The following is a 15,806-nucleotide window of genomic DNA, read 5'->3' on the forward strand; positions in this document are numbered from 1 at the left end:
CGTTGACCAGATGGTGTGGGTCGGCGAGTGGTTCCCCTGGGCTGGGGTGTCGGGTCAGGGGCGCTCAGGGCGTGCGGCCGTCTTCTTCACGGCCATGGGTCGGGCCCGGCGGATGGAGACAGTACCGACGACGCGTTGAGCCAGTGCCCGCCATTCCGGTTCGTTCACGCCGTGCTCATCGCTTGTCCAAACCAGAGTGCCGTTGGGGCCGCCACCGTCCTTTTCGGGCAGCACTCCCTGGTTGGCGTACCACTTCAGGCGCTGCCGCCACCTGGCGGCATACTCCGGATCGTCGAGCATGCCAAGGTGCTCCCAGAAGACGGGGGGACCGGAAAGCGGGGTGATGGTGAAGTCCGGCAGCACGGTGCGGCCGTCCTTCCCCTTGAACGGCTGCTCATACGCCCACGCGCCGGGAGCGAGCTGTTCGAGGAGGCCGGCGACGATCACCTCGTTCTTGCTGCGCACCATCACACCGTTCACCGCCACGTGGACGAGTCGCGCGTCGACCCGCCCGCAGTTTGCGCCGCTGGGTGTCGTCACGATGCGCGGGTCCGGGGTGACCATGAGGTCGGTGAACCGCCGGGCGGTGTCGGATCCGGTGGCCCGGGTCAGCTCGAGGAGATCGTCGAGGGGCCCCTCGTGGCAGATGATCACTTTTTTGGTCTGCCGGGTGAGTGCGGTGTACAGAAGTTCCCGCGAGGTGCCGCGTGCCCCTGCGGGTAGGACCACAACGACGGTCTCGAACTCACTGCCCTGGCTCTTGTGCACGGTGAGAGCCCAGGCCAGCTCCAGGGACACGTCTTCCTCCCCACCGGAGCGCCCGTACTTGTAGCGACGTCCGGGTTGGGAGGAGAACTCGACTTCGGTGGTGTGAGGCGCCCATTTCATACGCCCGCTCTTCAGCTCACCGGTGACCACACCGAGTTCACCGTTGGCGACGTAGCCCTTCGTGTTCTTCCCCTCTGACTGGGACCACGCGGGGAGCGTCCCGTTGCGGGTGTGGACGACCTTGTCGCCCAGCACGATCTGTTCCGCGCCCAAGGGCTTGGGAACCCTGCGGTACCGGGATCCCTTGAGCGCGTTCTCCAGGGAGGCGCCGCGGTAACGTCGCTTGAGGTGGCGGTTGAGTTCCACGGTGCCGTGCGCCGTGCCGCGCACAGGGCTGAGAATCTGCCAGCGCCCGCAGCCCGCCGGGGCGGTGAAGTAGTTCGGGTAGACCGTGTTCCCGTATCGAGTGGTGCCCGCGCCGTACGAGGTGGCGAAGCTCAGGCCCGTGGCGTCCTCCACCACATGGAACTCGTCCCGCAGCACGTCGTCGACCACCTGCGTCGCCGTGCGGCCGTTCCAGGGGACCGCGCGGAGCGTCGCCATGTTCTGCCCCTGGCGCAGCCGCTGCCAGATCTCGTCACTGTCGGCCCCGTGCTCGTCACCGCTGTACCAACGGGCCAGCATCAGGTCATGGCGTACGTTTCCCAGTTCCCGCTGGCGGCGCAGCACCGTCAGCTCCGTCCAGCCCCGGGCGACCCGCGGCCACGAGCCGTCGTGGCCCTGCCGGGCCGCACGCTCCAGGTCGACGAAGGGCCGCCCCGCGCCGATGGGCGGAAGCTGGCGGGGATCGCCCACGAGGATCATCCGCTGCGGTGCCTCCAGGGCGTCCAGCAGCGCCGCGAGCATATCCTCGGTGAGCATCGAGGCCTCGTCGACGATCACCGTGCCGTACTGCCGCTCCCGCGGCGTCCGGCCGGTGATCCGGTACCGGGCGCTGTCGGCCTCGTAGCGGCCCGACTTGCTCAGGAACTGGGCGAGGGTCTGCGCCTCATGGCCCACCTTGTCCTGCAACTGAACTCGTGCCTTACCCGTGGGAGCGAGTAACAGTACCCCGCCCGACAACACTTCGGGGCGTTGCACCAGCGCCTTGACCAGGGTGGTCTTGCCGGTGCCCGCCGGACCGTTGAGCACGGTGAACCGGCTTTCGTACATCTCCCGCAAGGCCACGAGTTTTTCCCGCCGGGCCCGCGACTCCTCGGCACGGTCGACGTCGGCGATCCCGCCCCGCGCGCCGAGGACGGCGTCCAGGGTGGCCCCGAGATCCTTGGGCGCCGCGTGCCGGGGGGCGGAGCGCAGCTGGTCGACGACCTCCCGGATCGTGTGTTTGCGCCACAGGGCGGAGCGCAGTTTGTAAGCGGCCGTACCGCCGGCGATCCGCGTCCTGCACAACTGCGGCCAGGCGAGGTCGAGATCATCATCGAGGTCCTCTGCCCGCAGCTCGTGGGCCGTCAGCACCGCGTCGCTGGGGCGCAGCGGTTTGACGGAGCTGAGTCCTTCCAGCCCTTCCAGCATCTCTTCGAGCGGCAGCAGCGTGTGCCCCTGGCTCTGCTCACGCAGCAGCACGGTCGCCATGGCGGCCTCGACACGCCGTTTGTCGTCGGGGTCCGTGAGCGGTTGCGAGACCGGCAGCGGGTGCCGGTCCGTCAGCTGCCGGTCGGGGAAACAACCTCGGTCGACGGCTTCGAAGGGAATGGGGTTCGCGTCGTCGATCGTGCAGGTCACCAGTGAGTACGGGTCCGCGAGCAGCTCGGACACGGGCAGGGGCACGGTGGTCTTCTGGTGGTAAACGTCGCGCACCTGGTCGGAGGTGAGGTCGAAGCGAGCCAGCAACCGCATGGCCTGACGGTCCTCCTGACCGAGTGCCTTCCATACCTTCCGGCGCGTCGGCGTGGCCAGCGACGTGACGGTGTCCGGGCCGCCCCGTCCGGCCAGTGCCCGCTCCAGCACCGGCCAGGGGTCCTCTCCCTCACCGACAGCAGCCGTCACCTCACGGGCCGCGAAGGTGGGATGCGGCACGCTCAGGAGATCCAGCACCGCGGGAAGACCGGGGGTGGTGCCGCGGCGCAGCCAGGCACGGTCCAACTGCTCGTCGAGCCAGTCGAAGGAGCGCTCCGGCAGTCCGCAGCCGAGGGCGACGGCCGCTTCGGCGGCGCGCTTCAGCTCCAGGAGCGAGGCCACCGCCGTGTCTGCCGGTACGTGTTCGGTCCCGTACGAGAACTCCCAGCGTTTTTCAGGAGCTTCGGCCAGGGCGTCCGAAACGTCCGTGCCGTCGGCCGCGAGCCGCGCCAGGGCCTGCATCGGCAGCAGGATGCCTCCGGTGCCGTCCGGTCGCAGCGTGTGCCGGACCACCGTCTCCCACATGTGGTTGGGGAAGGGGCCGGGCCCGTCGGCCGGCCACCTGCCGGGCAGGGTGACCGATGCGACCAGCGCGGCCCCGACGAGCAGGCGGCGGGGATGGTTCTCGAACGGAGCGTGCTTGAGGTAGAAGAAGACCAGGGACCGGCCGTCGGCGACGTCCTGGAAGAACGTGTCGATGGCCGCCTTCTGGTTGTCCCCGTGGAGCACCCAGGCAGGCGCGAAGCCCAGTGCGGAGATGGCACGGTCCTCCGCGTCCGTGCTGTAGCCGTCCACAGGCTGCTGTTCCATGACGTCGTCGAGGAGGTCCCGGTTGAGCCAGCGGAACGGAATGGCGTGGACCGACCACGCGGGCAGGGGTACGGACGCACTCCGAAGAGCCTTGAGCGCCGGGTTGTGGCCGTAGGGATGGGACGTCCGCAGCACCTGGTCCTTGCTGCTAAGAAAGCCGCCCCGCTCGCCGGCGCACGGGGGCGGACCCCCCGGAAGTGCCTCGAATGCCTGGCCGACGTGGCGGACCTCGAGCTCGTCGTCGCGCCGACGCCCGATGTTCTCCAGCAGCACACAGGAGGCGTTACTCAGCGGATCGTCGCAGATCCGGCCGTCCCAGCCCCTGTCGTGCCAGGGGACCCGGACCGAAAGATGCTGCACGTACGCCACCGCGTTCCCTCCCACACTTCCGGCAGTCGCTCATCACTCTAGGGTCGGGCACTGACACCTGTTTGCGACGAGCGGGTATCCGCACCCGGCGGAGGGACGGGTGTTCGAACGGTCGGAACGGACACGTCTTACCGGGCTCCGTCGAGGATCCGCCAGACCGTTCGGTAGGCCGGGCCCTTGGCGCCCAGGGCCGACCGCCAGGCCGTCTCGGGCAGCGCGGCGAGGCGGGTGCGGGCCTCCGCGGCACTCGTGTGGTTGCTGTCACCGACCGCCGCCACGGCCATGCGGGCCGCCGCCGACCTGGGCACACCCGCCAACCGCATGGCGATCGCGTCCTCGGTGCGCACGCCGTAGAAGGCGTACGACGGAATGTTGCGCAGTTCGCGTTGGGTGTCCGGATGCAGGGCTGCGAATTCCTGGCCCAGGGTGAGCGACTGGAGTGCTGCCAAGCCCCAGGAGACCGTGGGTGCGATGTCGCCGAAGAGGCGCTGACAGCACTTGGTGATGGCCTTGAGACGGTCGGCCTCACCGGCCTTGCTGAAGTGGTCGGCGGCCAGCTGCGGTACGGAGGCTCCGTTGACCCAGTCCTGCATGACACGGGCGACGAAGTCGCCGGTGCGGCCCTCGTGGTCCTGGGTGATCTCGGTCAGGTGGGAACGGAGTTCGGGCACTTCGAGCATGACGCCGATGAGTTGCGCGAGAGGCCGCCGGTCTCCCTGGAAGAGGTGCCGATCCCACACTTCCCAGTCGATCCGCGCGGCGTTCAGCCGACCGAGTGTGGCTTCGACGCTGTCCCAGGAGAATCCGGTGCTGTCGACCAGTGTCAGCGCCTTCCCCGTCAGGCGTTCCGCGTACGCCCGCACGCTGCGGGTCAGTTCCGCCGCCCAGCCGCGGTCCCTGCGCCGCAGGTCCTGGAAACCCAGGGTGCCGCGCAGGATCTGCTCGATCTCTTCCGCGAACTCCTCATGGTCACCGATCTGACGGTAGGTGTGGGCCAGGTACTGCACGAAGGCGGACCACTCCGGGACGTGGGAGAGGAACTGCAGGTCGAGGTGGCCATAGAGGTTCATGGCCTTCTCGACCATGGCGACCAGCGTGGAGTTCAGGTCTGTCACCCGCCGGCCGACGAAGGCCCGCATCTCCCCGGCGCGGATCTCGTCCGGCGCGGCCAGTGCGATCAGGCCCACCTCGCCCTGCTCGACGCGGCCCGCGCGTCCGGCCAGGTTCCAGAAGTCCGAGGCGGGCATCTCCTGCCCGTACGAGAACTGGTGGGAGGCGAGGACGACGTTCGCCACGGGGAAGTTGACGCCCGCGGCGACGGTCGTGGTGGCCACCAGATGGGCCAGGTCGCCCGCCTCCATCAGGTACTCCGTCAGCGTACGGATCTCCTCCGGCAGTCCGCGGTGGTGGACGCCGATCCCCTTGGCCAGCAGCCCCACGAGCGGAAAGTCCGCTCCGAGCTCCTCCTCCACGACGTCCTGGACGGCTCTGAGGTCTCCGCTCACCTCCGTCATGTTCCGCCGGCCACCCTCGATGAGTTTGGCGATGGACCAGGCATAGTCGGGCCGCCCGGCGAGCGTGATGGTCTGGCCCCGCTCGGCCAGGACCGCCGCCGTGGCCGCGGCCAGCTTGGTCGGGCTGCCCGCCTGCGACCAGGACAGCGCGAGCGGCCGGTACCCGTCCAGCGGCAGGATGTCGGGGATGCTGAGCGTCCGCCGGCTGGTGACCAGGGTCTCCAGTGCCACCTGGAAGCCACCGTTGCCCTGGGCGCGCTCGCGACGGGCGAGGGCCAGGATGCGGTCGTTCGGCGTCCAGTCCACGGACAGCCCGACCGACTGCCGGCTTCCGCTGTCCAGCCATGCGGCGATCACGTCGCCGTTGTCGATGAAGGGCGTCAGCAGCAGGAAGCCCGCGTCCAGGGCCTCCCGGTTGACGGTCGCGAGCAGTAGTTCCAGTTTGATACCGCGCCCGTCGGCCGCCAGGTGATGGGCCTCGTCGGCCACCACCAGACACAGCGGACGCCCGATTTTCCCCTGCCAGCCCGACCGCAGCAGCAGGTCCAGTTTCTCCGGAGTCGACACCAGCACCCGGAACCGGTTCTCGCCGCGGTCCGTGAGCATGTCCTCCTCCAGACCGTCGAACTCCAGGGCGGGACTGACCCGTTCCACCCCGATGCCGAGGCCCGCGAAGTCGCGGCGCAGCCGTCGCGTCACCTGGTTCACCAGCGCCCGGTTCGGGGCGACGTAGGCGACCCAGCCCTGCTGCTTGTCGTAGGCGTTGAGCGCCTGGAGGATGCGGAACTGGGCGATCAGTGTCTTGCCCGCGCTCGTCGGGAGACTGACCACCACGCTCCGGTGGGCCGTGCGGATCAGGCCCTGCTCCGCGAGCGCCACCCGCTGTGGTGGCAGCACCTCGAAGATCGGGCGCGGCCGGTCCCGGTCGACCAGCGAGGCCACGAAGGCGTTCACCTCCGGGCTGACCGCGCGCGCCACCGTCCACAGGCTGTTGTCGATGATCTGGTCGGCGGTCGCGGTCAGCAGCCGTACGAGCACCTCCAGGTCCGGGTCGGCCGAGGCCATGGCCGCCTCCAGCGCGCGGTCGCAGTGCGACTGCACGCGTTCGCGCACCCCGTAGTGGCGGCTCGGCCGCCGCCCCCGCATCAACGCCCCCGTCGCCAGGTACTCGGCGAGCAGTTCCGCCGTCTTGAGCAGGTGGTAGTGCGCGGCCAGTGACCAGGCGGCGGGACGCGCGTCGTCGCCCGCCGCCGAGAGGTACGGCTCCTCCAGCCCCGCCTGCTCCCACCGCAGCCGCGCCAGGAGCTGGTCCAGCGCGTCGAGGTCGTCCCACCCGCGCTTGCGTAGCAGCAGCAGCCAGGCGTCGGCGGTGCCGCGCCGCACGCGGGACTCCCAGTCGTCGGCCATCCGCGGCTCGGAGGGCAGCTCCACGTCCGCCAGCAGCCGGGCGGCGAGCGGTGTCTCGTCCGCGATCCAACCCAGGCACGCCGTGCGCAGCAGCTCCAGCCGGGCCTCCGGCGAGTCCCAGGCGGGCAGCCGGGCCCGCGCCAGCGCGAACATCTGCCCGCACAGCCGCCGCGTCGACTCCGCCTTCGGGTCCTCGGCGATCGCGTCCCAGGCCAGCAGGTCCAGGGCGTCCACCGCGAAACCGACCGCCTCCTGGCCCTCCTCGGGGCCCGGCGGGACCTCCCCCTCCACGGCACGCAGCGCGGACCCGATGAGCACGCGGTGTGCCCGTTCGCCGGCCTCGGACACGAGGGCCGGGTCGAGCACGTCGTCCAGCCAGCCCAGGTCAGCCATGGTCGAGCACCCCCACGTGGTCCGGCCATGAGGTCATGGCCACGGGGAGGTACCAGGCCGTGAGCAGCGCGTGCATCGGCTCCACGACCGTCTTGGCCAGGTCCTTGGCCCGGTTGCTCAGGTCCTTGGGCTCCGGGGCGGTGTCGCGCACCAGGCAGCCGAAGAGCTGGACGTCCTTGCCCATCGACTTCACCCAGCGGCCGGCCGCTGTCTGGTAGGCGGCCTTGTGCTCCGGGGTCAGGCACCGGAAACGCAGCCACTTCATGAGCGTGAGGTGGTCGTCCTTCGTGGACAGTTTTCTGAGCTGGTTGATCATGCCGTCCGCGCCGTTCATGACGCCCGGCGGGGCGGACTGCTCGGAGGACGACTTGACCTCGCCGAACAGCAGCCGCGCCGAGCCGTCAGCCACGCACAGGCCGACCAGATCGGCGCCTGGGAGGCTCGCCTTGCGCGTACGCCGGTCACGGGTGCCGTCCCACAGCCACAGCGCCCCGTGCCAGTGCTCCAGCAGCACCTCGGCGAGGGCCTCACCGACCTGCCAGGGGAGTGGTTCCGGCTCGCTCGCCAGGAGGGCCTTGAGGGTGTCGGTCTCCATGTCCGTCGTGGCGAGACCCCGTAACTCGGTCAGGAAGTCGCGGGTGGCGGCGAGATCACCGACCCGCTCGGCCCACGGCCCCCCGCGTAACTCCCGCATCACGTCGGCCGTCAGCTCGACGCCGCTCCACGACACGGCCCCGTCCTTGCCGGCGTACACCTCGATCCCCTGCGAGATGCGCGGCACGGCGCCGCCCATGGCGTTGTCTTCCCCCACCCGTACGTCCCTCCCCCACAGCGTGATCGGAATTCTCTCCACCTCCCCGGGGCCTTGTCCACGGTGTGTGTCCATCTGTGGACGGACTGTCTCGCATTCCCCGTCAGGAGAGCGGGAGACATGCCCACACGGTCTTCCCGGAGGGCGGCCAGGGCTCCCACCCCCAGCGGGTGGCCAGGGCTTCGACGAGGAGCAGGCCGCGGCCGGAAACGGTGGTGGGGTCGGGGGCGGTCGTACGAGGCCGGGGCGCGAGGTCGCCCCGGGCGTCGGTGACCTCGACGTGGAGCGTGCCGGAGGCGGACGTCCCGACGGTGAGCGTGAGCCGGAAACCACGCCCCTGGGCGCGGCCGTGGGTCACCGCGTTCGCCGCCAGCTCGGCGACGACCAGCGCGGTGTTCTCGCTCGCCGTGCAGGACGGCGGCCAGCCCCACGCGTCGAGCTGCTGCACGGTCAGCAGACGGGCGAGCCGGGCGCCGCGCGGGGTGGCACTGAGGAGCTGGCTGAATCGAAGGGGGGAGATCTGTGTCTTCACGTCACCGAGCGTGCTCGGCCCGCTCTACTCTGACCAGGACATCCTTCGGTACGGAGGGTGTCCGTACCGACACGGAAGGTGTCGTGTGCGGGGTGTCGGTCGTGACCCGGGAAAGGGGGCAGTCGTGTCCGAGGCGACGGTGGAGACGCAGGGGGCCTACGACGAGGGTGAGTTGAGCGGTGACCTGATGAGGGCGGTGGGCAAGCAGGTCAAGCTGCTCCGGGAGCGGGCCGGACTCACCCAGCGGGAGCTGGGGGACCAGCTCGGGTACAGCGAGGACCTCGTCTCCTCACTAGAACGGGGGAGGCGGACGCCGCAGCGGGAGTTCTTGGAGGCGGCCGATGAGCTGCTGGGGGCGGGTGGGCTGCTGCGGGCCACCATCGAGGACGTGGAGAGGGCCAAGGCGAAGGCGCGGGTTCGGCATCCGGCCTGGTTCCGGGACTATGCGCGGTTGGAGCGGGAGGCGGTTGAGATCAACTTCTACAACTGCCATGACGTTCCCGGCCTGTTCCAGACCGAACGGCGGATCCGAGCCTTGTACGAGATGCGTAAGCCGCTGCTGGACGAGGAGACGGTGGAGCAACGGGTGATTTCCCGCTTGGCACGGCAAGACATCCTCACCCAGTGGCCCCCACCGATGATCACGGCTGTAGTCGAGGAAGTGGTTTTGCAACGTCCGCTCGGTGAGCGGGACGTTCACAGGGAGCAGTTGGAGCAACTGCTTCGGCTGGCCCGACTGCGCAACGTGGAACTGCAAGTGATGCCGACCGGGCGTACCCAGCACGCAGGGATGGGCGGCTCCTTCATCCTGTTGACCCCCAAAGGGAAGCCTCAACTGGGGTATGTCGAGGCGCAGAGCTCCAGCCGACTGGTCACGGATGTCGAGGAAGTCCGCATCCTTGCCGCACGGTACGGCAGCATCAGGGCACAGGCCCTTACGATGCAGGAGTCCCTTGCCTTGATCGAGAAGATGGTGGCAGAGCTATGAGTGCTGCGGAATCCGCTCCCCGCGCCTGGTTCAAGAGCAGCTATAGCGGCAACGAGGGTGGCGAATGCCTGGAGGTCGCCGTCACGCCCGGCGCCATCCACATCCGTGACTCCAAGGCACCCGCCCGTGCCCAACTCGCCGTCTCCACCCGGGAGTGGGCCGCGTTCGTGCGGTACGCGGCGCGGTAACGGCTCGAAGGCTCAGCCCGGGCGGTACACGTCGTACGCCCGGGCCAGGTCTCTCTTGGATGAAGGACCCCTCTTGCTGACGGCAGGGAGGTCGGTGCTTGCCCACAGAGCTGTGGGGCTGGGCCGCCGCGCAATGGGCGTGATGACCGAGCGGTCAGACTTCACATGCAGGCCGCGATACAAGCGTCAGAGCAGAGCGATAAAGGGAGTGCGGGCGTTCGAGCCGGTGGGATACGTTTCTGCCTGTTCGAAGGGGGGGCCCGACGTGGCGAAGTTGAACCAGATCATCGCGGTCGAGAAGGGTGTCAAGAGCAAGTCGCTCCAGGACATCACCGCGGCGCACCACAAGGTGCAGAAGCCGGCGCTGCTGGCCGGTATCTCGCGCACGTACCAGCCGAAGGACGAGGAGGGCGAGCAGCTGCCGCCCGAGTCGACCCGGGTGCAGGTGCAGGGCGAGGACGTACTGCGGGAGATGGCCGCCTCGCTGACGCGGCTGTTCGACGTGACCGCGACGAAGGACTGGGCGAACTGCACGGCCCGCGCGGACGTCACCGTCGACGGGCGGACGATCGTCGCCGACGTGCCGGTCGGCTACCTGCTCTTCCTGGAGAAGCAGCTCACCGACCTGCACACCTTCGTCAAGAAGCTGCCCACCCTCGACGCCGCCGAGTCCTGGTCCCACGACCCGTCCACGGACTGGTGGAAGACCGACCCGGTCCGCACGATCCGTACGAAGAAGGTCCCGCGCAACCACGTCAAGGCGGAGGCGACCGAGAAGCACCCGGCGCAGGTCGAGGTGTACTACGAGGACGTGCCCATCGGATACTGGACCACCGTGAAGTTCTCCGGCGCCCTTCCGGCGCGGCGGGTGAACGAGCTGGTGGAGCGGGTCGAGAAGCTCCAGCAGGCCGTGAAGTTCGCCCGCGAGGAGGCCAACGGCGCCGAGGTCACCGACAAGCGGGTCGGCGACGCGGTGTTCGGCTACCTGTTCGGCTGACGCCGACCACGATCGCCCCCGCGTGCGAGCGCGGGGGTGCGCGACAGCGCGGGCCGGACATGAGGACCGGCCCGCGTGAGGAGCGCAAGCTGACACTGAAGTTCAGCCTGAAGAAGCGGTGACAGTGAAGGTTCGAGTCCTTCCCCCGGCACAACAGCCCGACACCGGGCCGGGGTGGCCCAACATGGCAGAGGCAGCCGCGGTCAATCTCAGACTCTCGCTCCAGTCTCAGCATCGCCGCCGATCGCCGGATCGACCGGGGACGGACGAACGCCGTCGGATGCGAGTTCGACTCTCGCCTGCGCCTCTTGCCTGGCGCGGTAGTTCAAAGGAAGAACACGACGGCATGATGACTGATCCGTCCTCTTAAACGCCGCCGGCGTGCGCAAGTGGGTGGCATCCCCAGGGGCCCGGGAGCTGGATACGACTCCCGGGCTCCGCCACGTCCGGCACGGGCTTCCCGTCGTACTTCCGTGCTGTGTAGGTTCGCTTGTGCATAGGGGTGTTGACGAGGTGCGGGTGACGGGGGTCGCGGGATGGTGGGTCATCGGCCGAGTGATTGGCATGTCCTTGACCTGGACAAGGACCCGACTCCCGGTGATCCGCAGCGGGTGCGCACCCTGGCCAGGGTCCTGCACGGCTTCGCCGACGACGTCTCCGAGGCGCTGCGCCTGGTGAAGGGGATGGCCGGTGAGGGGGCGCTGGCGGAGTGGGCGGGCAAGTCGGCCGAGGTGTTCAAGGAGGAGTTCTCCGGCGTTCCGAAGAACCTGCGGAAGCTGGAGAAGTCGTACGCGCTGTGCGGGGACGCGCTCGCCGACTACTGGCCGAAGCTGGAGCGGGCGCAGGCCCTGGCGGACAGGGCGCTGGCCAAGGCGCGCGAGGCCCGCGCGGACCTGTCCTCCGCGCAGTCGAAGCTGACCTCGGCGGAGTCCTGGGTGGGCCGGGCGACGAAGGAGGCGGACAAGTACAAGGACGATCCCACGGGTTCGAAGTCGGACGCGGACCAGCCGGACGAGGCGAAGGTGCGGGCCGCGACCCGGGACGTGCGGAGCGCCAGGTCGGCCCAGGACAGGGCGCAGTCGGACGTGTCCGCGGCGCAGGGCGCGCTCGCGGCGGCGAAGAAGATGGCCGCCGACGCGCGCGCCATGCGTGAGGAGGCCGCCCGCGACGCCAAGTCGAAGATCGACGAGGCCTCCGACGCCAGCATCCGGAACCGCTCCTGGTGGGAGGAGATCGGCGACTGGGTCACCGACAACTGGGACACCATCGTCGCCGCCTGCAAGATCGTCGTCGCGGTCGTCGGCATCGTCGCCCTGATCATCGGCGGGCCGATCCTCGGCGCGATCGTCCTCATCGCCGCCCTCGTCGTCCTCGCCGACACCCTCTACAAATACAGCAAAGGCCAGGCGTCCCTGTGGGACGTGGGACTGGCCGCGCTGGACTGCATCCCCGGCATGAAGGGCCTCACCACCCTCGGCGGACTCGCCAAGGGCCTCAGGGCCATGGGCGGGGGCGGTCTCAAGGGCATGGCCCTGGCGGTGCGGGGCCTGGGCAAGAGCGCCCGCAGCATGGCCGACGGAGCAAGAGGTGCCTACAACCGCGTCAGGACTGTTGTCCGGGGCTGCGGTGACCCCGTCGACGTCGCCACGGGAGCCATGTATCTCGACCAGACCGACGTCGAGCTTCCCGGAGTTCTCCCGCTGTCCTTCACCCGGCGTTGTTCGTCGCAGTACCGCGCGGGATGGTGGTTCGGTCCCACCTGGTCCTCCACCATCGACCAGCGATTGGAGGTTGATGAACACGGCGTCGTCTTCGTCACCGAGGAAGGTCTGCTTCTGGCCTACCCGCCGCTCCCCGGCGGCCACCGGCACCCCGTGATGCCGGTGAGTGGTCCCCGCCGACCGCTTACGCGGCTGACCGACGGCGGCTACCGGATCGACGACCCCACCACGGGACACTCCCGCCACTTCGCTCCTCCCAGTGCGGACGGCGTCGCACTCATCACCCGCGTCACGGACCGGAACGGGAACACGATCACCTTCGACCACGACGAGTGCGGCGTCCCGTTGGCCGTGCGTCACTCAGCCGGCTATCACCTCGAACTCGCCACCGACGAGAACCGTGTCATCGCCCTCCGCCTCGTCAGCGACACCCGCCCCACCACGATCAGGCATTTCTCCTATACCGATGGAAACCTGACTGCTGTCACCCGCAGCTCCGGCTCATCGACGCGGTTCACCTACGACGAACGGCTCCGCGTCACCTCCTGGACGGACAGCAACGGCTCCTCCTACGCATATCGGTACGACACGCAGGACCGCTGCGTGAGGCAGGAAGGCCAGGCAGGGCACCTCAGCGGCACATTCGCCTACGACGTCACCGATGCCGAGTGGCCCGGCCACAGGATCACGACGTACACCACGACTCGGGGAGCCACCAGCCGCTTCGTGGTCAACCGCCACTGCCAGATCGTCGCCGAGACCGACCCTCTCGGTGCGACGACCCGCACCGAGTACGACGAACACCACCACGTCCTGAAATGGACGGACGCCCGCGGCGGTACGACTTCGTTCGAGAACAACGAGATGGGGCAGCCGCTCGTCGTCACCCGCGTGGACGGGGCAGTCGTTCGGTACGTCTACGGCGAGACGGGCCGGCCCACCCTGATCACACTGGCCAACGGTGCTTCCCTCCGGTACGAGTACGACATCCGGGGAAACCGGACGGCGGCCGTTGACCCCGCGGGCGGCGTCACCCGATTCTCCTACGACGACACGGGCCGGCTCACGGCTGTCAGGGACGAGAGCGGCCGAGTCACCACGGTGCGGTGCGATGCCGTCGGCCTGCCGATCGCGGTCACGGACCCGGCCGGCGGCACAGTTGGTTACGAGCGGGACGCCTTTGGCCGACCTGTGGCGTACACCGATCCGTTGGGCGCCGTCACGCGTTTCGAGTGGACCGCAGAGGGGGAGTTGTCGTGCCGGACGGCGGCAGACGGCGCCGTCGAGACCTGGGAGTACGACGGCGAGGGCAACTGCATCGCCCACACCGGTCCGACCGGGCTGACCACCCGTTACGAATACACGCACTTCGACCTGCTTGCCGCGCGCGTCGACGCGAGCGGCGCACGGTACGAGTTCACACACGACGCCGATCTGAGACTCGCCGGAGTCACCGGTCCGCAAGGGCTGACCTGGACCTATACCTACGACCTAGCCGGTCGGCTGGTAGGCGAGACGGACTTCGACGGCCGGACCCTCTCGTATGTGCTCGACGAGGGCGGCCGACTCGTCGAGAGCGTCAACGATCTCGGTCAGCGCATACGTTATGAGTACGACGAGTCGGGGCGCGTCATCCGCAAGGACGCACACGGCCAGGTCACGTCGTTCGTGTACGACCCCGTGGGACAACTCGTCGAGGCCATCGGCCCCCATGCCTGCCTGACACGCAGCTGGGACGCCGCGGGCCGCCTCATCGACGAGACGGTGAACGGGCGGAGCACGACCCACGCCTACGACGACAGTGGGCGTCGTATGCGGCGGACCACACCGATCGGGCACGTCACCCGTTGGGCGTACGACGCCGCAGGACTTCCCTCGGAGCTGATTGCCGCAGACCGAGGCATTCTCTTCCAGCGCGATCGCGCAGGTCGTGAGGTCGCACGCCGGATCGCCGGATCGGTGGTCGCGGAACAGGTCTTCGACGAACTCGGCCGCCTCACCGTCCAGTCGGTGATCGGAGCGGACGGACATCGGGTCCAGCGGCGCGCGTACACCTACAGAGCAGACGGAAATCTGATCGGTCTCGACGACCAACTGGACGGCGGACGACGTTTCGAGCTGGACGACGCGTGCAGGGTGACGACGGTCCGGGCCGAGTCCTGGACCGAACGCTACGCCTATGACGACACAGGCAACCAGCTCTCGGCTTCCTGGCCGTCGACGTTCCCGGGGCAGGAAGCTGTCGGTGCCCGCGCCTACACGGGCACGCGACTCACCCGTGCGGGCAGCGTCCGCTACGAGTACGACACACTCGGCCGTGTCGTACTCCGCCGGAAGACTCGCTTGAGCCGCAAACCCGACACGTGGCGTTATGAGTGGGACGTCGAAGACCGGCTGACGGCGGTGACGACTCCCGACGGGACGCGGTGGCTCTACGAGTACGACCCCCTGGGGCGGCGGATCGCGAAGAAGCGGCTCGGGCCGGACGGTCAGGGTGTCGTTGAGCGCGTCGACTTCACCTGGGACGGAACCACCCTGTGTGAACAGACCTCCGCGGTCCTGGACGGTACGCATGCCATCACCCTGACATGGGACCACGACGGTTCGAGACCGGCCGCACAGACCGAGCGCATGACGTCGGTGGACACACCTCAGCAGGAAATCGATCGTCGATTTTTCGCCATCGTCACTGATTTTGTCGGTTCGCCACGCGAACTCGTGGACGAGCAGGGAAGCATCTCCTGGCGTGTGCGCACGACGCTTTGGGGCACGACGGTCTGGAATAAAACAGCCACCGCCTATACGCCGTTGAGATTTCCTGGCCAGTATTACGACCCGGAGACGTCCCTGCATTACAACTACTTCCGGCACTACGATCCGGAAGTAGCCCGCTACATCACGCCCGACCCGCTGGGTCTCCTCCCGGCGCCGAACCCCTCGACCTACGTACACAACCCGCTCCGCTGGGCCGATCCTCATGGGCTCGCCCCCTGCATCACGGCCTGGAAGCACTCAAGGGACGTACAGGCGGCTGGTGGATACAACAACCCTGCCGCACGCGCGTACCAGATCAGGCACTGCGGTCCCACCGAGTACAGGGCGACGGGAGGCGGGGAGGTGGTGTGGGCAGACGGTATAGATTCCAATACCGCCGAACTGCTCGACGCCAAACATGTCGGCAAGCCGAAGGCCAGCCCTTTCATACCCACCTCCGGAATGCCGCCATTCATTCGGGATAAAATCGTCGCCGACTTGGATGACGAATTCCGAAGGTACGGAGCGGTGATCAATGATCCGAATACTCCGGTGACCGGACTGCGTGTCATTACCAACCACTCGGACGCTGTACCCTTCTTTCAAGGACTGATGCAACAACACGGCGTGCCGGGTCGTGTTGTAGTAGCCCCATAAA

Annotated in this window: 8 protein-coding genes; 4 read left to right on the forward strand and 4 right to left on the reverse strand. The window is 68.6% G+C overall.

Translation table 11 applies throughout. The features are described from left to right. Positions 1–54: 54 nt before the first annotated feature. The 4 genes from ACFY3N_RS28090 to ACFY3N_RS28105 all read right to left on the reverse strand — a co-directional run bounded on the left by ACFY3N_RS28090 (position 55) and on the right by ACFY3N_RS28105 (position 8,500). A complete protein-coding gene (locus tag ACFY3N_RS28090; protein ID WP_390819542.1) occupies positions 55–3,843 on the reverse strand; it encodes an AAA family ATPase in 3,789 nt (1,262 codons plus the stop codon). 128 nt (positions 3,844–3,971) lie between these two features. Continuing rightward, entirely contained in the window at positions 3,972–7,157 is a 3,186-nt protein-coding gene (locus ACFY3N_RS28095; RefSeq protein WP_390819543.1) for a DEAD/DEAH box helicase, read from the reverse strand. Then, a complete protein-coding gene (locus tag ACFY3N_RS28100; protein ID WP_390819544.1) occupies positions 7,150–7,968 on the reverse strand; it encodes a hypothetical protein in 819 nt (272 codons plus the stop codon). The genes ACFY3N_RS28095 and ACFY3N_RS28100 overlap by 8 nt, the downstream gene beginning before the upstream one ends. A gap of 103 nt (positions 7,969–8,071) precedes the next feature. Beyond that, positions 8,072–8,500 (reverse strand): ATP-binding protein, encoded by a 429-nt coding sequence (locus ACFY3N_RS28105; protein ID WP_390819545.1) that lies wholly within the window; start codon positions 8,498–8,500, stop codon positions 8,072–8,074. Positions 8,501–8,687: 187 nt separating this feature from the next. Here ACFY3N_RS28105 and ACFY3N_RS28110 point away from each other — a divergent pair, with 187 nt between their 5' ends. The 4 genes from ACFY3N_RS28110 (at position 8,688) to ACFY3N_RS28125 (ending at position 15,805) form a co-directional block, all read left to right on the forward strand. Then, on the forward strand, positions 8,688–9,488 hold the full coding sequence (locus tag ACFY3N_RS28110; protein ID WP_390819635.1) for a Scr1 family TA system antitoxin-like transcriptional regulator: 801 nt from the start codon (positions 8,688–8,690) through the stop codon (positions 9,486–9,488). Continuing rightward, on the forward strand, positions 9,485–9,676 hold the full coding sequence (locus ACFY3N_RS28115) for a DUF397 domain-containing protein (RefSeq protein ID WP_390819546.1): 192 nt from the start codon (positions 9,485–9,487) through the stop codon (positions 9,674–9,676). The genes ACFY3N_RS28110 and ACFY3N_RS28115 overlap by 4 nt, the downstream gene beginning before the upstream one ends. A 265-nt stretch (positions 9,677–9,941) precedes the next feature. After that, on the forward strand, positions 9,942–10,673 hold the full coding sequence (locus ACFY3N_RS28120) for a hypothetical protein (protein WP_390819547.1): 732 nt from the start codon (positions 9,942–9,944) through the stop codon (positions 10,671–10,673). A 536-nt stretch (positions 10,674–11,209) separates the two neighbouring features. Continuing rightward, the gene (locus ACFY3N_RS28125) at positions 11,210–15,805 is read left to right on the forward strand and encodes a DUF6531 domain-containing protein (RefSeq protein WP_390819548.1); all 4,596 of its coding nucleotides are present in this window, start codon (positions 11,210–11,212) and stop codon (positions 15,803–15,805) included. The last annotated feature ends 1 nt before the right edge of the window (position 15,806 follow it).

Source organism: Streptomyces sp. NPDC000348 (assembly GCF_042898795.1).
Taxonomy (GTDB): domain Bacteria; phylum Actinomycetota; class Actinomycetes; order Streptomycetales; family Streptomycetaceae; genus Streptomyces.